The organism is Streptomyces sp. NPDC057617 (assembly GCF_042800555.1).
In the GTDB taxonomy this organism is placed as follows: domain Bacteria; phylum Actinomycetota; class Actinomycetes; order Streptomycetales; family Streptomycetaceae; genus Streptomyces.
Genome location: NZ_JBHVGV010000004.1, coordinates 395895 through 413164, shown reverse-complemented (window position 1 = coordinate 413164; position 17270 = coordinate 395895). Strand labels below are relative to the sequence as shown.

16 protein-coding genes and 2 CRISPR repeat arrays are annotated in these 17270 nt (G+C 67.8%); of the genes, 5 read left to right on the top strand and 11 right to left on the bottom strand.

Annotated features, from left to right (window positions below):
- Positions 1–164: 164 nt before the first annotated feature.
- From ACFU9P_RS13455 to ACFU9P_RS13445, 3 genes are all read right to left on the bottom strand, one after another.
- Positions 165–497 carry a hypothetical protein gene (locus ACFU9P_RS13455; protein ID WP_376373710.1) on the bottom strand — a complete coding sequence of 111 codons (333 nt, stop codon included), beginning with the start codon at positions 495–497 and terminating at the stop codon, positions 165–167.
- Positions 498–559: 62 nt separating this feature from the next.
- Positions 560–1249, bottom strand: coding sequence for a hypothetical protein (locus ACFU9P_RS13450; protein ID WP_384079753.1), 690 nt, complete (start codon positions 1247–1249; stop codon positions 560–562).
- Positions 1240–1812: an RNA polymerase sigma factor gene (locus ACFU9P_RS13445; protein ID WP_384079749.1), complete on the bottom strand. Its 573-nt coding sequence runs from the start codon at positions 1810–1812 to the stop codon at positions 1240–1242. Before ACFU9P_RS13445 ends, ACFU9P_RS13450 begins: the two co-directional genes overlap by 10 nt.
- A 306-nt stretch (positions 1813–2118) precedes the next feature.
- Between ACFU9P_RS13445 and ACFU9P_RS13440 the strand changes: the two genes are divergently transcribed.
- From ACFU9P_RS13440 to amaP, 5 genes are all read left to right on the top strand, one after another.
- Positions 2119–2607 (top strand): Asp23/Gls24 family envelope stress response protein, encoded by a 489-nt coding sequence (locus ACFU9P_RS13440; RefSeq protein ID WP_376373704.1) that lies wholly within the window; start codon positions 2119–2121, stop codon positions 2605–2607.
- 103 nt (positions 2608–2710) lie between these two features.
- Positions 2711–3010, top strand: coding sequence for a hypothetical protein (locus ACFU9P_RS13435; protein WP_376373891.1), 300 nt, complete (start codon positions 2711–2713; stop codon positions 3008–3010).
- Between the two features lie 167 nt (positions 3011–3177).
- Complete coding sequence (locus ACFU9P_RS13430; RefSeq protein WP_376373702.1) at positions 3178–3423, top strand: hypothetical protein; 246 nt, start codon at positions 3178–3180, stop codon at positions 3421–3423.
- A 205-nt stretch (positions 3424–3628) separates the two neighbouring features.
- The gene (locus tag ACFU9P_RS13425; protein ID WP_376373699.1) at positions 3629–4135 is read left to right on the top strand and encodes a DUF6286 domain-containing protein; all 507 of its coding nucleotides are present in this window, start codon (positions 3629–3631) and stop codon (positions 4133–4135) included.
- Positions 4136–4180: 45 nt separating this feature from the next.
- Positions 4181–4780 (top strand): alkaline shock response membrane anchor protein AmaP, encoded by a 600-nt coding sequence (gene amaP / locus ACFU9P_RS13420; RefSeq protein WP_384079744.1) that lies wholly within the window; start codon positions 4181–4183, stop codon positions 4778–4780.
- Between the two features lie 737 nt (positions 4781–5517).
- Positions 5518–6596: direct repeats of the CRISPR family, unit length 28 nt; unit sequence GTTGCGAACCCTCCTGGGTTGATGACGA.
- A gap of 101 nt (positions 6597–6697) precedes the next feature.
- Here amaP and cas2 read toward each other — a convergent pair.
- From cas2 to cas6, 8 genes are read right to left on the bottom strand one after another with little or no spacing between them, the layout of a single operon-like run.
- A complete protein-coding gene (cas2, locus tag ACFU9P_RS13415) occupies positions 6698–6955 on the bottom strand; it encodes a CRISPR-associated endonuclease Cas2 (RefSeq protein WP_384079740.1) in 258 nt (85 codons plus the stop codon).
- 12 nt (positions 6956–6967) lie between these two features.
- A complete protein-coding gene (gene cas1b / locus ACFU9P_RS13410) occupies positions 6968–7948 on the bottom strand; it encodes a type I-B CRISPR-associated endonuclease Cas1b (protein ID WP_384079737.1) in 981 nt (326 codons plus the stop codon).
- A complete protein-coding gene (locus ACFU9P_RS13405; RefSeq protein WP_384079734.1) occupies positions 7948–8487 on the bottom strand; it encodes a CRISPR-associated protein Cas4 in 540 nt (179 codons plus the stop codon). Before ACFU9P_RS13405 ends, cas1b begins: the two co-directional genes overlap by 1 nt.
- Positions 8484–10952, bottom strand: coding sequence for a CRISPR-associated helicase Cas3' (gene cas3 / locus ACFU9P_RS13400; RefSeq protein ID WP_384079731.1), 2469 nt, complete (start codon positions 10950–10952; stop codon positions 8484–8486). The genes ACFU9P_RS13405 and cas3 overlap by 4 nt, the downstream gene beginning before the upstream one ends.
- The gene (gene cas5 / locus ACFU9P_RS13395) at positions 10934–11608 is read right to left on the bottom strand and encodes a CRISPR-associated protein Cas5 (protein ID WP_384079728.1); all 675 of its coding nucleotides are present in this window, start codon (positions 11606–11608) and stop codon (positions 10934–10936) included. Before cas5 ends, cas3 begins: the two co-directional genes overlap by 19 nt.
- 5 nt (positions 11609–11613) lie before the next feature.
- Complete coding sequence (gene cas7i / locus ACFU9P_RS13390; protein WP_384079725.1) at positions 11614–12672, bottom strand: type I-B CRISPR-associated protein Cas7/Cst2/DevR; 1059 nt, start codon at positions 12670–12672, stop codon at positions 11614–11616.
- Complete coding sequence (locus ACFU9P_RS13385) at positions 12672–14108, bottom strand: hypothetical protein (RefSeq protein WP_384079722.1); 1437 nt, start codon at positions 14106–14108, stop codon at positions 12672–12674. The genes cas7i and ACFU9P_RS13385 overlap by 1 nt, the downstream gene beginning before the upstream one ends.
- Positions 14105–14794 carry a CRISPR-associated endoribonuclease Cas6 gene (gene cas6, locus ACFU9P_RS13380; protein ID WP_384079718.1) on the bottom strand — a complete coding sequence of 230 codons (690 nt, stop codon included), beginning with the start codon at positions 14792–14794 and terminating at the stop codon, positions 14105–14107. Before cas6 ends, ACFU9P_RS13385 begins: the two co-directional genes overlap by 4 nt.
- Before the next feature lie 354 nt (positions 14795–15148).
- A CRISPR array of direct repeats spans positions 15149–16347; the repeat unit is 27 nt; unit sequence CGTCATCAGCCCTGGAGGGCTCGCAAC.
- Between the last annotated feature and the right edge of the window lie 923 nt (positions 16348–17270).

Below are 17270 nucleotides of genomic sequence, written 5' to 3'. Positions count from 1 at the left end.
CTGATGGCGCGAACCGGGCAAAGCGTGCAGGTGGTGGAGCCGCCGACGCCGACATGGTTACGGAATACCGCTGGGCCGCGTCCCCGCCGGTACGAGAACCACCACGCCGCCTTGCGTGAAGGGGCACTGAGCCGCCTCGGTGAGCTGAGGCGGGAGTCGTCGGTTCACGGGGCAGTGGTTTTGGGATGGAGTGACGGGCGCCGTCTGGTGACACGGGTGACGGTGACGACGACGCTGACTGGTTCCGGTACGCCGTGACGGGTGACGTGTGAACCGACCGCAGACCGGACCTTTTCGCGGACTTCGCGCGTGGCGTCCAGAGCGCGGCGGTCGTCGTTGAGCGCGCAACGGACTTCGATGTGCCAGACGCCGGTTCGGGGAATGCGTTCCACGCGGATGCCGGCCTCGGGAGACGGTGCCGGGGAGCCGAGAGCCTGCCGGACCCGGGTGGCGGCATCGGCGAGGGCGTCGCGGAGACTGGGCTCCAGTTCTGCCACCCCGGGGACCGTCAGCGCCGCCCGCGCGGCGGTCCGCTTGACGCTCGTGGCGGCGGGGGAGGTCACCGTCCGCCCCTGTTTCGTGGCGCGGGTCCGGCGGAAGTCCGTGGCGCGGGTTCGGCGGCAGCCGTGGGCCTCAAGGGCTCCAGTACGGACACGATCTTCAGGTCGATGCCGCTGACGGCAAGGCCGAGCTGTTGCCGGGCGGCGTACGCGACGGCCCGGCGTACCTCGGTGGCCCGAAGGGGCAGGGGCCGGTCGAGGGTGGTGGCAAGGGTCATGGTGATGGTCACGTCGGTGTCGCCGTCGGGGGTCAGGCGGCAGCTCGCGGCGCGCACTCCGGGGACGCGGTCGGCGGCGCGGCGCAGTACCTTGGCCGCCGCGGTCTCCGCGATCCGCAGTTCTCCTGCCGGATCGTCCAGGGGCAGCAGTCGGCCGAGCCGTAGCTCGGCGCGAACCGCGCGCAGAACCCGGTCCGCGACCGTGTGAGCGGCGGGGCGTTCCGCGCGGAGGGCGCGGGTGGCGCTGTCCAGGGCTGTCAGTCCCTCGACGGCCTCTCGGCAGTACGCACAGCCGGCCGTGTGCGGATCGTCCTGGCCGGTGCCGGCGCGGGCCTGTGCCCAGACGTGGCTGACCAGGCGCCCGCACGGCAGCCGCTCGTCCCCGACGAGCCGTGCCGCGTCGGCGTCCCGTCGCGAGGCGGTCCGCTCGCCGCCCTGAGATGTGCCTCGCGGGTTGTCGTCTATCGCCATGAGGACATCTCCTTCATCAAGGTGCGCCGTGCCCGGAAGAGCCTGCCGCGTACGGTCTGTTCGTTCTCGCCCACCACCTGCGCGATCTCCTTGTACGACAGCCCGTGCAGTTCCCTCAGGACCCAGCAGGCGCGCTGAGCGGGCCTGAGATCCCGTAGTGCGTGAACCAACGCCGCCGTGGCGGCCGCGTTTTCGACGGCGCGTGCGGGTTCGCCGCTCGCGTCGTGGACCGCCGGCTCGGGAACGGCGTCCAGAGAGACGGGCGGGGCGTGCGCGCGCAGAACGTTGAGGCATCGGTTGGTGACGATGCGGTACATCCATGTGCGGAACGTGGCGTCACGGCGAAACTCCGGGAGCCGCCGCCATGCGCTGACGAGGGCGTCCTGCACAGCTTCCTCGGCGTCCGAGACGTTGCCCAGCAGGTGGTACGCCAGTGCCAGCAGGGGTGCGCTGTGGCGGTGGACCAGTACGGCGAAGGCGTCGTCATCGCCTTCGGCAGCCCGGGCGACCAACAGCTCGTCGTCGAGTTCGTCGAGTTCGTCGAGGTCACCGACCTCGTCCACGGTGTCGCCGGTCCGCTCGGCCGGGGACGCGTACGGCCCGACGGCCGGGCACGGGTTCGCATGCCGAGGCGGTGGTGAGAGTTCTCTCTCTGCGTTCGCATCCACTGTCCGCTTCCCCACGCGATTCGTGTCGTGGAACGGGTGACCGCTTCCGCCCTTCGTCATCCCGGTACGCGGTCCGGTCAGGCGCTCCTTGCTCAGCGTATGTGATGTGCACCACGAATTAGTGTGATGATTTCCGAATTTTCGTGTCGAAGGTTATGAGGAGCCCGATCAGGGCCCATATCCCTCGCCGAGGAGAGCGCCATGACCGACACGACGACACCCCGCCCGGCCACTGACCGGAACTGGGCGGCCAACCGGACAACGGCACAGCAAGGCCCGAAGGACAGCCTCCGCTCACCGGAGAGCCGTGGACGGACCACGATCGCGGACAGCGTCGTGGCAAAGATCGCCGGGATAGCGACCCGCGAGGTTCTGGGCATCCACAACCTCGGTTCCGGCATGGCGCGGACCATCGGGGGTGTGCGCGAGCGAGTGTCCGGCGGGCAGCCCAGTGTCACCCGCGGTGTGCACGTCGAGGTGGGGGAGCGCCAGGCGGCTGTGGACCTCGATGTGGTCGTCGACTACGGCTTCCCCATCGTCGACGTCGCCGCGGACGTCCGCACCAATGTCATCTCGGCCCTGGAACGCATGACCGGTCTGGAGGTCGTCGAGGTGAACGTCGCCGTCGACGACATCGATCTGCCGGGGGACGAGGACGAACGAGAAAGCGGCGAGCAGCGGGTGGAGTGATCTCCCCCAGCCTCTGCCCTGCCGTGCGGCCGACACCGTGCGCGGGAGGAGGCGACGACGTGGGACTGGTGAATGAACGATGAATACGACTGTGGTGGGACTTATGACCGGCCTGGCACTGGGGTTCGCGGGCTACTTCGGCGGCTTCGGGGCCTTCGTCGTAGTGGCGGTCCTGGGCCTGGTGGGGCTGATCGTCGGGCACCTTGCGCGCGGTGATGTGCATGTCGCCGACTACCTACCCACCCGTGAGGGCGACGGGCGCTGGGAGACCTTCGGACGCCATCGGAGCGATTACGCGACCACGCCCCGCGCCGGGCGCGCCGAGCATGGCGGGCGTGCCGAGTACGCCGGGCGCGCCGAGCACCGCGCCGAGCACGGCGAGCACAGGGCGCGAGTGCAGTGAACGCCCGGCCCCCGTCGCGTCCCCTCGGGACCGGTCCGGAAAGCGAGGGTACGAACATTCCCCGCCTCCCGGCGCCGGCCCTGCGCGGTGCGACGCTGATCCCCGCCACCGTGGTGGCCCGCATCGCGGTCCGGGCGGCGCGGGAAGCGCTCGGTCGGCAAGGAGGCATGGGCGCCGCGCGTCCCGGCCTGGGCGCTCCCCGCTCCACGGCCGCCGTCCATGACGGCTCGGTTCGCCTGAGAGTCTCCCTGGACCTGCCCTATCCCGTCGATATCGCCCGTACCTGTGGCGAGATTCGCCGCTCCATCACCGAACGGGTCTCGCACCTGACGGGCATGCCCATCAACGACATCACTCTGTCCGTCCACCGGCTTGTCCCCGACGAGAGCCTGCGCCGAGGACGAGTCCAGTGACCCGGCAACACCACACCGCGACAGGACGATCATGACTTCCCGTAATTCGAGCGCCCCGCCGAACCTCGGCGAGCCGCGGCGACCGCCGTCGGACACCACGGCAGCACCGGCCGAAAGCCTGCCGCCCGTCGAGCGGCCGCCTGGACAAGCGCCGCCGCAAGAACCGTCCCGCCGCCCCTGGGGGGCGCGTCGGGTCACCGCTGCTGTGGCTGCCTCACTGATCCTGCTCGGCGCAGGCGCGCTCCTCTTCGAAGCCGTCTGGACGCGCACCGGACATCGCGCCACTGGCTGGTGGACGCGCCTGACCGACGAACTCGCCACCCGCCCGGTGGATGACGTCTGGATCCTCACCGGCGCCGCCGTCTCAGCCGCCCTGGGACTGTGGCTGATTGTCCTCGCACTCACCCCCGGCCTGCGCCGCCAACTGCCGTTGCGGGTCCCCGCCGACGGCCGCGGACGCATGCGTGCCGTACTCGACCGCAAAGGCGCGGCGCTGCTCCTGCGCGACGCTGCCATGCGAGTCCCGGGCGTCGGCGCGGCGCGGGTCCGAGTACGCCGACGTCACGTCAGAGTCCGTGCGGATGTGCGCTTCGGCGACACGGCCGAAGTCAAGAACGAACTCACCACCGCTGTCCGGCGCGGAGAACACGACCAACTTGCCCTGGCCCGCTCGCCACGGCCGGCGGTCCGCGTACGTCGGAGCCCGACCTGACCGTCGGCAGGCCCCGGTATGCCCGACGAGCCACGGAGAAAGACGATGAGGGAACACACCAAGACCAACCGCGTTCTGCTGGCCCTGCTCGGCCTCGTGCTGCTGGGTGGTGGCCTCCTGGTGTTCGCCGGCGGTGCCGGCATCTACCGGCGCTGGAACCTTTCACCACCCGCCGACTGGCCGCTGGCCGCCCCGCAGAACGTCCTGTTCCCCCGTGCCGACCAGGCATCGTGGGCTGACCAGGGCTGGTGGTGGCCGACCGTCATCGCGGCCCTCGCCCTGCTCATGCTTCTCGCTCTCTCGTGGCTGCTGGCCCAGGCCCGGCGGCGGCGCCCTCGTCAACTGTCCGTGGCAGACACTCCCCGGAAAGCTGTGACGGTCAGTGACCACGTGGTGGATGACGCCCTCACAAAGGACCTCAACACGCTGCCCGGCGTCCGGCGGGCCCGGGCACGCGTCTCCGGGCCTCCGAGTCGCCCGCAGGCCCGGATCGGCCTCACCCTCGACCTCGGCAGCACTCCGGAACAGGTACTGAAGGACGTGCGCTCCGCTGTGGAACGGGCCCGTCGATCCGCCGGCTGGGACGAACTCCCCACGCGTGTCCGCCTGGCCGTCGCCCGACACGGCTCGCACCGGGTCGAATGACGACCGGATGTCGGTGGGGTGGGTGAGCCGGTCGGACGGTGGCCGTGGACGCTTCGTCGGCAGCGGTGTCGGCGTAGATCGCTTCCGGGGCGCTGATCCGTGGATCCGGCCTGTTCCCGGAGGTGGATCTCGTGGAACGCTTCGCCGCATTCGTCATGCGGCATCGGATATGGGTGGCCCTGACCTGGGTCGATCTCGCCATTCGAGACATTCATCGAACGAATAAGCGAATGGCCTGGGGGTTGCCTGCGCGGGCGGGGTGTTCCGCCTCTCAAGTGGTGCGCAAGTGGTGCGAGAGGCCATGGGAGGTCTAGACAACAACGAAGCCCCGGGTCATTGACCTGGGGCTATTTCATGGAGCGGGTGACGAGAATCGAACTCGCGCTCTGAGCTTGGGAATCACCGGTGCTTTGTTCGCTCCCTTGCAGGTCAGCGAATTAAGTGCCTCTTGGGCGTGACCTGTGGAGCAGCCGCCACGTGCTGCAATTGGCCGTGGTTTACCGCTTCTACTGGTGCGGCAGTGGTGCGAGACAGGTGCCCCTTCTCTGTTGCCGTCGCGGAGGTGACAGAGAGTATCGGTGCCGGGCATGTTCTTTCGGCCGACAGATCAGTGTTACGTAGCGGCTGTCGGCTGAGGCCGCTCGAAGCGGCGCTATCTCGCTCCTGGATCGGTGCACGAATCCTTCTGAAGCGATTAGGACAGCATCCGAGCAGGGCACCCCAGACCGGTGCCCCTGGTTGTGAACCCTCCTGGGTTGATGACGACGCGCGGTGGCGGTCTGCGGGGCGCTGGTCAGCCGGTTGCGAACCCTGCTGGGTTGATGACGACGAAGGCCATACGCAAGTCCCACCTCGCCAACAAGGCGTTGCGAACCCTCCTGGGTTGATGACGACGGCTGCGGACGGGGTCCAGGACGTCCGCCACGTGATGTTGCGAACCCTGCTGGGTTGATGACGACCGGGACAGGTTGTCGCGCGCCTGGAGGTACCACTCGGGTTGCGAACCCTCCTGGGTTGATGACGACCTGCGGACGGGGCAGCCGTGGCTCCTGGGGCTACCTGTTGCGAACCCTCCTGGGTTGATGACGACGCCCCCGAGACCGCCCTGCTCGGTGATCGGCGCGAGTTGCGAACCCTCCTGGGTTGATGACGACCGCGGAGCTGAAGCGTCTCGGGGCTTCACATGCTGACGTGTTGCGAACCCTCCTGGGTAGATGACGACCCGCACAGAACACCGCGCCGCGCTCACCGCCTACCGGTTGCGAACCCTCCTGGGTTGATGACGACGTGATCAAAGCCCCCCGGAACCACCCTCGCCTGTTGCGAACCCTCCTGGGTTGATGACGACTCCGGCTCTCGCCGGCCGTCTACCCGCTTCTCGACCCGTTGCGAACCCTCCTGGGTTGATGACGACGGGTTGAGGGTGCCGAGGGATACGGCGGGGAGCCGCGGTTGCGAACCCTCCTGGGTTGATGACGAACGCGAGGCGTCGATCGTCCTGGACCACATCATGCCGCCGCGGTTGCGAACCCTCCTGGGTTGATGACGAACCGTCCTCAAGGAGCTGAAGCTCCGTCACGCGCAGCTGTTGCGAACCCTCCTGGGTTGATGACGAACTCCTTCTGGTGCACCACTGCGCTGACTCCGAACGCAGTTGCGAACCCTCCTGGGTTGATGACGAACCGCTTGCAGCAGAGGCACGGCCTGGACCTGGTCGTCATGTTGCGAACCCTCCTGGGTTGATGACGAACTCAAAGCGCCGGGCCCCGTCCGCGGACACGAATTCACGTTGCGAACCCTCCTGGGTTGATGACGAACCCGACGGTAAAACCGCAGGTCAGAGCGGTGATGGTTGGCCGCTTCGCGAGCTGTTTTGCAGCGGTCCGGCGGTAGTGCATCTGTGCAGGTCAGAGCGGTTCAGAGGATGTCTCCTGGGCCGCCGAGGTCGACTCCGAGTGTGGTGGATTCGATCATGTCGGGGGAGCGGGTGGTGTAGGTCACGATGCTGTCGTATTCCGGGTCGATGGTGGTGTTCAGGGCGGCCATGAGGGCGCGGTACTGGGCTGTGGTGAGTTCGCCCTGGAAGACGCTGCGCTGGGTCCAGTGGAGGTATTTGCGGCAGGTTTTGAGGACTTTCGGGTTGCGTTCGACGGCGGTGTCGTAGACGAGGATCACGAAGATGGCTGGTCACCACCAGGGGCGGAAGGGCTTGTACGGCTTGTCTTCGAGGCACATGCGGACGATCTTGAGGGCTTCGAGGTGGATGAGTTCCTCGTAGCTGACTTTGCGCTTGAGCGTGCGGTGGTGGACGGTCGTGGCGAGTTCCTCCTTGACGAACGCGGCGACTTTCTTGCGGCCGTCCTTGCTGAGGGAGGCTCTGGCAACGTCGGTTTCGAAGTCGGTCGGCTTCAGTTTTTTCTGGCTCGCGGCGCGCTTGAGGAGTCGTTCCGCGAAGAGGGGCTTGAAGGGCTCGGCCAGGTCGAGTGCGAGGGTGTTGCGGCGTCGGTCGGTGTCGGAGTGGAGGAATCCGATGGCCGGGTGGAGCGGGGTGGTGCGCAGGGCGGTGAGCACGCGGGCGTAGACGAGGGTGTTGAGGTAGCTGATGAAGGCGTTGCCCGCGTTGGTGGGAGGTCGGCGGGTGCGGCCGTTGAGCCGTAGCCAGGCGGGGAGCTGGGTGTCGAGGACGGCCCAGGCGGTGCGGCGGAAGTTGCCTTCCTGGCCCATGACCGTGTCGCCGTCCTTGCAGTTGGGCAGCGCGGCGCGCAGGGACGACAGGGCGGAGTCGAGGAGGTCGGTGTCCATCGCCCAGCGCAGGTTCTCGGCGGTGGCGAGGACGAGCGACCGTCCGACGGCGACCCGCCGGTCCGGGTCGGCGGTGATCTCCACCTGGCGGCGGATGACGCTGGCCGATGACATGGATTCCGAGGGACTGAAGTGGCCCGCGTGGTTGCCGTAATGGTCGAGGACGTGGAGGGTCACGGCGTTGCGGCTCAGCAGGGACAGGGCCGAGGTGTTGATGTCGACGTGGTCGAAGGCCACGAAATCGCGGATGTCGGTGATGGGGATGCGGACCGGGCTGCCGTCGGGGCGTTCGATGCGGACGCTGTTGTCCTCGCGCCGGATGCGGCACGGTTCGGTGAGCCAGTAGGTACGGCCGACGGCGGGCATCAGTCTCCCCAGCAGTAGTCGAGGTAGGAGCAGCCGCGGCAGTCGCCGCGTGTCAGACGGGCCGGCGCTTCGGGGGCGGCGATGACGCCGCGGGCTTGGACTTCGGAGTCCTTGGCCTCGGCCCGGGCGGTCGCGTCCCAGGGGACGTCGGCGGTGCGGCGGATGAGCGGGTAGTGGATGATCCCGCCCCGGACGGTGATGCCCCGGCGTTCCAGCAGCAGGCAGTAGTGGCGGACCTGGGCCGCGTGGGCCGGTGAGAGGACGCGGGACGACTTGGTCTCGTGTACGACGGCACCCGTGGTCACCCAGTCGATCTTCGCTTCGCCGAGGTCGATGTCGCGTCGGCGGGTGAAGGTGGTGTCGTCGATGACTTCCCCGAAGGCGACGAGGTCACTGCGCTGTTCGGGCCGGTAACCGCGGCTGTACAGCCACAACTGGCGCGGGCAGTGATGCAGGTACTTGATGTGCACGCCGCCCAGCGGGGCGGCGTCTTCTTCTTCCGGCCCGTGGTCGGCGGCGTTGGTTGTTCGTGTGCTCACAGGATGGTCTCCGGCTCCTGCGGGGCTTCCAGCCCGAGGGTTTCGTCGTACTCCCCGTCGATCACATGGACTCCCAGGCCCCGGTCGTACTCAGCCTTGTAGGTCTTCAGCTGGCCGTACCGAAGCGGGATGAGCAGGCCGGCCGCGCGGAGGAGGTGGCCTTGCCGGCCGGTGGTGAGCTCCCGGTACTCCTCAATGTCGTCGCGATGCAGGACTTCGACGCTGTCGAATTGCGCGCTGAGCTTCTGGGCGAACTCGGAGCGGTCGTGGAACGGATCGGTGAAGGTGAGGAAGACATCCCTGAACGCGTCGCGGGCGCGGCGGGTCCTCTCCAGCCACCCCCTGCCCCAGTCGGTGTCGTATGCGAGGGCGAGGAGCCGGTCGATGTCCTGTTCGCTGAGCGTTTCGACGCCGTCCGCGTCGAGAGCGGTCAGCGCGTCCCAGGAGGCGGCAACGGCTTCCGGTTCGTAGGGACGGGTGCCGTCCGTAGGGTGGACCCGGAACTCGACCGGGCCGTCGGGGTGGAGACCGCGCCGGTTGACCCGGCCGGCGCGCTGGGCCACTGCCTCGACCGGGGCGTTTTCCACGGCTCCGCGGTCGAAGTCGAGTTGCAGGGAGACTTCGACGGTCTGCGTGGCCACGGTGAGCCCGCCCCGCCGAGCCCGGTCGTCCGCGTGGCGTTCGGGGTGCCGTTTCAGGAGGTTCCGTTCGATCGCGTTCCGGTCGCGGTTTTTGAAACGGGAGTGCAGCAGCAGGGCGCTGTGCGGGTCGCCGGGGCAGGAGTCGCGGGCGTCGTCGTGCAGATCCTTGAACAACTGCTGAGCGCCGGCGACCGTGTTGACGACGGCCAGGACGCTGTGGCCTTCGCCCAGCCAGCCGCGCAGCCGTTCGACACTTGCGGCGGAGGTGAGGGGGATGTCGTCCAGCACGAGACGGTGGCGGACCGGGCTGGTGCCCTGGGGCGCGCGAAGACAGGTCACCGGCCGGGTGAGGCTCTCCTTGATGATCTCGGTCATGGGCGGGGCGAGGGTGGCGGAGAGGACGGCGACCCGGCTGCCGAGCCGTTCCCACAGCCTCATGGCCGCACAGAGACGGCCGAAGGTCTCCGGTTCGTAGGCGTGGAGCTCGTCCAGGACGAAGACGGAGTTGGTCTGTTCGAGAAGGACGGAGGAGTACACCGGTCCCGCGACGGCGCCCCGCAGAAGTTGGTGGGGGGTGGCGACGCGCAGACGTTGGGCGAACAGACGCATGGCGCTGGCTCGTGCACGGGCCTGGCGTGCCATCGCGGCCGTCGGCTCGTCGGTGGTCGCGCTGTTGTCGGCTGCGTCGCTGTCGTACGTACCGCCGGCCGGTGCGTGGTTGTCCGGTGGACAGCCGTCCTCGACTGCTTCGCTGAGAAGGGTGTGTGCGACGGTGCCGTGAAGGAGGCCGATGTCCGGCACCGTCTCTCCGGCCGCAGGAACGAGATCGCGTTGCAGTCGGCGGCGCGCCGCGTTGAGGGAGGCGCGGTACGGCAGCGTCCATACGACACGGGGCAGGCCCGGCATCGCTGCCGTCTGTCGGGCGGCCCAGGACAGTCCGGCTTCCGTCTTGCCGCTGCCCGTGGGGGCGATCAGGACCAGATGGCCGTCGGTGTCGGCTGCCTGGCGTTGGTGTGGGTAGGGCGTGTGGGGGAGCCGCTCGAAGTAATCGGCGGGCAGCGGCATATGGGTCTGCAGGCGTTCGTGCGCCGACCCGGCGTGGTCGGCGAGTGTCAGCGCGCCCTGGGCGAGGACAGCGAGCAGCCCGCGGTCGGCTTTGACGGGCCCCCGCCAGGTATCCAGCAGATGTTCGAGAGCCAGACGGGCCCGCTCGGCAAGGGTGGGGCCGCCAGCGGTGATGGGCGGCGGGTCCATGCCCAGGGCGCCGGAGAACCAGGCGACCAGTTCCCTGTGCAGTCCGAGCTGGACCTGCACCTGCATTCCTCCCGCGTGCGGGGTGTGGGTGAAGGCTTCGTCCCACCGGGTCTGGCTGTTGTACGTCTGCGACAGGCTGGGCTTGCCTCCGGCGGCGCCCGACGCCGAGGTGTGCAGAGCGCGGTGGTGGGTCACGACGAGCGTGGCGACCATGAGCCGGTCCTCGTCGTTCCATCCCGCTGCCGTGGCGAGGAGATCGACGTACGCGAGGGACAGTACTTCGTGGCGCTGGCCCCACAGTTTCCCGCCGGGACGAAGCTGCTGCTGGAAGCCTTCGGCGACTTTGCCAGCGTCGTGCAGGAGCGCGGCCCTACGGACGCGGGCCCAGAAGGCGGGTTCGGTGGCGAGGACGCCTGCGTTCGCGAGGCGTTCCTCGATCTGGGAGACGGTGTCGTGGACGGTGCGGGAATGGGTCGTCAGACGCTCGGGATCGTCGGCCGGGGCGGACTTGGCCCGTACGTCCGGCAGGACGCGCCGGGGAGTTCTCGGGGTTACGGGCTGAGCAGCCACACCGCCTGCCCTTTCTCGTCCCGATAGGCGTTCCGGACGGGTTGGCGGCCGGTCGGGGCGTCGCACCACAGAAAGTCCTCCCACGCCGTGGTGAGACGGTCGGTGGAGACACTGGCCGCCATACGGTGCAGCGTCGCGCTGGGTACGTCGTGGCCGTCGGCCGGTGCCAGAGCGTGGTCCACCACCGCCTCCTCGGCGGGGCGCAGTGTGCTGGGCCGCACGCGCAGGGGATGGACGATGTCCTGTGAGCGTCCCAGGCGCAGGGGCCAGCGGGGACGGCGCAGCGCTCGGGCGATGCGATCGCCGTCGGCTCCGGGCAGCCATACGCTCAGATGAACATGCGCGAGGAAGGAGCGGTCCCGGATCGTCATGCCGCCCTTACCGGCGCGTACACGTCCCGAGACAGCCGGGTTGGAGCCGTCCGCGGCGATCGGGTGGTACGTCTCGGCATCCACACCGTTCCCCTCGGACCAGGCGGCCATCCCCAGGGCCACGGATTCCGAGGGCTCTCCGGTGGCCGCCGCCAGCAGTCCTCGCACGGTGGAGGGCGGCGGCAGCGGCAGACCATGGCTGAGACCGGGGAAGAGGGGATCACGGAAAGATGCGACGGGGGCCCAGAAGTCTGCCCGCCACGCCGTCTGCGGCTCATGCGGCACGGAGATCACCGCTTGGGGTCGTCGAACCAGCCGTCGAGCCGGCCTTCGCGCAACTCGGCGGCCAGACCGCGCAGGACAGTCCGGGGATGGTCGATGACCACCGTCCCATCCCCGATCTCCTGGGCGCACTCCTTCTCGAAGTCCTCACGCAGATCGTCCCGGAACCCGGGGCGCCAGCCGATCCGCACCGGGGCCTCCCACTCGCCGTCCCATGCCGCCAACTCTTCGCGCAGCACCTTGCCCCGGACGCGCAGGCCAGTGCCTTCCTGGCCGTCGACACAGTGCGCCAGCGGATTGATGCCGCCCTTGAACGGCACCAGCACGATCAGGGCGGGCACGCGGTCCCCGTAGTGGAGGGCCTGCTTGGCCCCGCCGCTCAGGTGAGCCAGCGCCTCCAGCAGCATCGCTGCCCGGGACCGGCGTTCCTCGATGGGCAGCCGTACGGCGGGCTGGTCCCGGAACGTGGTGGCGGATGCCCCGGCCGCCGCGGCGTCCGCCACGGCGAGGGCCTGTTCCTGGGTGAGGTAGTTCGGCCTGCCCACACCATTGTCGCCGGGGAGGGTGAACGTACCGATCCTCGGCACATCCAGCAGGAACGGGGCCGCCAGATCAGCGGTGTAGAACTCGTGCCCGTGGAGCACGGGCTCGGTGACCCCGCGTGACATGACACCGAAGTCCTCGGTCGGATAGGCGGGCTCGACCGACATCAGCGTGCCCAGCATGAAGGGGCTGTCGCGCAGGGTGGTGGCCGCGTCGTCCTTCTTCGCTCCGGCTCGCATGTAACCGAACAGGTCGTCGTCGGCGTACCGCACCGGATCCGCTTCGGTGTTTGCCTTCTGCGCCTTGTTCTGCGCCTTGCCGACCCGGGTGACCGGAGAGGGCACGGCACCCAGCTCGACCATGCCGTCGCGCGTCCAGCGCCGGACGGCCTGCGCGGAGATATAGGGATAGTGCCGACCACGGATACGGGCGTATTTCACCCTCGACTTAGTCTCCTCCCCCTTGCCGTTGTTCGGCGCGCCCGCCTCGATCGCGAGCACCATTTTTCCCGCCAGATAGGCCATCAGGCCGCTCCCCTGTCCTCGTCCTCGTCGCCGGCGTCAGCGAGCATCGGTTGTTCGAGCAGACCCTCCGTGCGGGCCTGTTCGTCCGCGTCCACGGGCTTTTCGTTCACGGCCACGCCGCGCGCCTGGAGAAGTTGCAGCACGCTGGCGGCCAGCAGCATGCGCTGCTCCCAGGCGCGGGGCCGCTGCTGGATCAGCGGCCTCCAGTCCTCCGGACCCGCTGCCACCGGTCGGCCGTCGAGCGTCAGTCGGAAGTGCGCCTGCATGAGCAGGGTGCCGAGCTTGTAGTCGCTCAGCGCGACGTTCCGGTACTCCGCGAGCCGGCCCCGCGGGCTGCCGCTGCCGTGCTCGATCCAGTCGGCGATCACGGTCGCCACGGGCGTCAGGTCCGGATTCATGCCCAGAATCTCCTTGGCGTAGGTGAAGGCGAGCCCGGTGAGGGCGCGTCGGTCCTCTCCGGTCCAGGAACCGTCGGGCTCGTCCAGCAGGTAGTGGAGTTGCGCCAGCAGCGACCGGCTTCGGCCGTCCTCGGCCTCGAACAGCAGTCGCGCCGACTCGGCGGAACCGCTGGCAGTCACATGGCCCTGCTTGTCCCGCCGAGTGAGGGCAAGCTCCAGCAGCCGCCAGCCCCGGCGCAGTTCCGCGTTGCCCTCGACCGTCGCCAGGAATACGGGTACGGCGCGACGTGTCCGGGTCACCCGGAGCCAGGGTTCCTGGTTGTCGTTCTTGAAGCTCCACAGCGTGGCGCCGGCAGGCAGACCGGCTCTCAGAGAACGCAGGGCACGGACAGCGATCAGCTCGGGCCGGGCGTCGGCCCGCAAGCCGGTGAACCCGAGATGCATGACCCGCCGGGCCCGCAGCACATTGCGCGCCGAGAACTCTCGTTCCACCGCTTCCTCTTCACAGGAGAGCACGGTCGCCGATCCGGCAGTGACCCAGGCGCCGTACGGCAAGGCCCACGCCGCGATACGGCACCCCCGGCAGACCGGCCAGCCCGGAACGCCAGGTGGCAGCGTGTTGAGTGCCTTGTTCGTGTCGAACATCGGCAGAGACGACTTCGTCCACACTGCTGTGGCAGCCTTCCCGCAGAATGTGCAGGGACGCGTAGGCGCGCCAGGGGCGTCAGGTACGAACATGTCGGCGATCCCCGGCAGCAGCACCGCCCGGTCGCGCGACCGCTTGCTGTGCGTCGCCTTGGAGTTCGGATACAGCGCGAAGAGAACCTTCCACCAGTCGTACGCGGCGGTGTCCTTCGCGGCCATAGCGGCAGCCGAAATGTCGTCCACCAAACGGGAAGCCACCAAGTCGAGATCGGCCGCGGTGACCTCCTGCGGGACCGCGCGCTCGGCCAGCACCGCGATCGCCCACGCCCCGGCGCGCTGGAGCGGATGGCTCGTCGCCGCCAGCGGTCCCGGGGTGGTGGTGGGCGTGCTCACCGGATCCACCCGAACCCCTGCGCCGTGTCGAGCCCCAGACCCCAGGAGCGCAGAGCCTCCACGAATCGGGCGTCGGCCTCCATGGCCACCCGGATCTCCGCCCCGATCCTCGGCGCTCCCCGCACGGTGAACCGGCGCCGGGGCCCGGCCTCCAGCACCCGTAACCCGTGCGGAGCCGGAAGGCCCAGAACGTCGGCCTTGTGCGTCAGGTTGTGCTGAAGCCGTTCGACGTAATGGTTGTCGCCCGGAAGGAGATAACGGCTCTCGTGCTTGACCACTACGGGAGTGGCCGTCCTCAACTCCACCGGGCCGTCCGACGCGGGGGCGCCCACATCGACGGTGAAGCCGCGCACGGCCAGACGAGCCGACCCCCACACGATCTCGGTACGCGAAGCGAGCGACGCCACCAGCACCGCCGCGATCTCCGGAACCGGAGACCCGAACCACACCGACCCATCGCGCGACGTCGTGTACACGCCCTTCTTCTTCGGGGCCCCCTTGAACTGCGGGCTCGTCAGCCCGAACGGCTTGAGCGGCTGCCCCTTCCACCCCTCGTCATGCAACGACTGGGCCATGGCGGCGTCCTGGCTCCCCAGAAGCTCGTACATCACGGCACGCGCCGGCCCGTGCACGTCCTCCCACCGCAGGCTCGGCACGTCCGCTCCGACGTCCACTCTGACCCGCATCACACCCCCAACATCTTTGACAGCAGCGGCTGTTGCCGCATCACGAACCGAACGACCGTGGCATGGTCAGACCCTAGCCGAGCGAGGGAAGGAAAGTGGCAGTCGGTGATAAATCCTGACAAAGGCTTGATTTCTATGCTAGGGGCGCTATTCCGAACCGAGCAACGTTGAAGCTGTCTGTCGTGAGGCCGAACCCGTAAACTAACGGGCACCACTGACAACGACCTCGCGGCGGCCGTAGCCGCACGTCGCTCAACGCTCTGACCTGCACTGATGCATTACTGTCGGATCGCTGCAAAATTCGCCCCGAGACCCTGCTGCAAGGCGGCTCTGACCAGTGGTTTTACCCTCGGGGACGTCATCAGCCCTGGAGGGCTCGCAACTTGCACGGGTGGCCGACGGGCTTGATGTGGGGGTAGGGACGTCATCAGCCCTGGAGGGCTCGCAACGGCCGAACGACGGCATGCCCCAGGGGGGATGGAGTGGGACGTCATCAGCCCTGGAGGGCTCGCAACGCGATCCACTCGCGTACGCAGGCCAGGATCCGTCGCTGCCGGGACGTCATCAGCCCTGGAGGGCTCGCAACACCAACTGATCTCCCGCGCGGCCGCGGGAGGCGCAGGACGTCATCAGCCCTGGAGGGCTCGCAACAACGTGTCCTGGCTCATGCTCATGCCGACACCTCCCCGACGTCATCAGCCCTGGAGGGCTCGCAACCACTCTTCGCCCTGCTCCACGCCGAGCACCGCACCACGACGTCATCAGCCCTGGAGGGCTCGCAACGCAATGATCGCGTCGGCTTTGAACTGGTGGTACGCCTGACGTCATCAACCCTGGAGGGCTCGCAACAACGCTGCGCCGGACCGCCTGCACCCCGGGCAGACGGACGTCATCAGCCCTGGAGGGCTCGCAACGGAGGGAACCGCCCGGGATCGGGGCAGGCGTGTAGGGACGTCATCACCCCTGGAGGGCTCGCAACGACAGCAGCCGTCCGGAGACGAGAGCGCGCCCGTTCGTCGTCATCAGCCCTGGAGGGCTCGCAACTCCGGGCCTGGGAGGTCACCCACGGGCCGAACGGCTGGTCGTCATCAGCCCTGGAGGGCTCGCAACGTGAGGGAGTTGAAGATCCCGGAGGCGGTCACAGGTCGTCATCAGCCCTGGAGGGCTCGCAACCAGCCAGTGACCGTGCAGGTCCGGAGGATGGCCTGCGTCGTCATCAGCCCTGGAGGGCTCGCAACAAGCAAGTCATGGGCGACGTCTGGCACCGGTCTTTGGCCGTCATCAGCCCTGGAGGGCTCGCAACACCAGCCGCTTCAGCTCGCCCTGCATCCACGGGCGCGTCGTCATCAGCCCTGGAGGGCTCGCAACTTCTGCACGTGGAAGAATGCGAAGTCGGTGGCGCCGGTCGACATCAGCCCTGGAGCGTTAGCAACGCTCTACGCTGTCTGTAGACCACAGGTCCCGTCACGGGCCGTCATCACCCCTTCAGGGTTCGCAAAGAAGGCTATGACCGGTACTCGGTAATTTGTCATCAGCCCTATAGGGTTCGTGCAAGCCCGCCCGATTTCCCCTAGTGGAAAATCGGGCGGGCTTTTTCTTCTTTTTATGTTGGGCTACGAGTGTGTGAAAGTCCTTTCTTTTGGTGCAGAGTGGTGGTAATGATTAATTTCTGATGTGGTCATGTATTTATTATTTTTACGAGCGTTCGGTGGGCGGCTTCCCGGGGTGGTGGTTTCCCGGGGTGGCGACATTGGGGAGACGCAGGAGGGTGCTACTGTCCCCTTAGATCATACCCTTCCGATGGAATCGGTTGGGCTGGGGCTGGTTTCGGGCGACTGAAGGCGGTCTGGGTCTCAGAGGGTCAGAATTTTGTCTTTGGCCCCGTCGCCGTAGTCGCTGCTGTGCCTGTGTAGGAGTCAAGTAAAGGAGCTTTCCTTGAATCTCGGATTTGTACACATCGTCGTTATGCTGGCTCTGGTCTGGTGGATCTCAAGCGTATGTATCGCTGGCGGAGTGAGGTTTCATGCTCGTTTCGGCATCGAATTTCCGCGCTGCTGATGCAATCTTGATTAGCCTTATGGCTAGCTTTTAGCCTTCGTCTGTCTAGCGGTCGGCATCGCCGCAGCATGGCGCCTGCTCGCGAGTGGCAGAAGACTCTCAGTTGCGCTTTAGCTGGGTATCGCCATGCTGATCCCTGCGGGCAGCAGGATTCATGGCCATTGGTCTGGCGAGATTCAACGAAGCCTTGGCTTGACGCCGGTTGGCGTTAGGTCAAGGCTTCGGAAAATGGCTACAGACACCGCCTTGCGCTCGGCTTGTCATGATCCGCGATTTGGAAGGTGAGACTCCCCGGAATTTCATTTTTTCACGCATTTTTTCAGTGGGGAATTCCGGCATCGCACCCCCGCTTTCTCCGCTCTGCGCATGTCGGCCAGTTCCCTGGCTGCTTGTCCTAGGCAGAGTATGTTGGCGAATT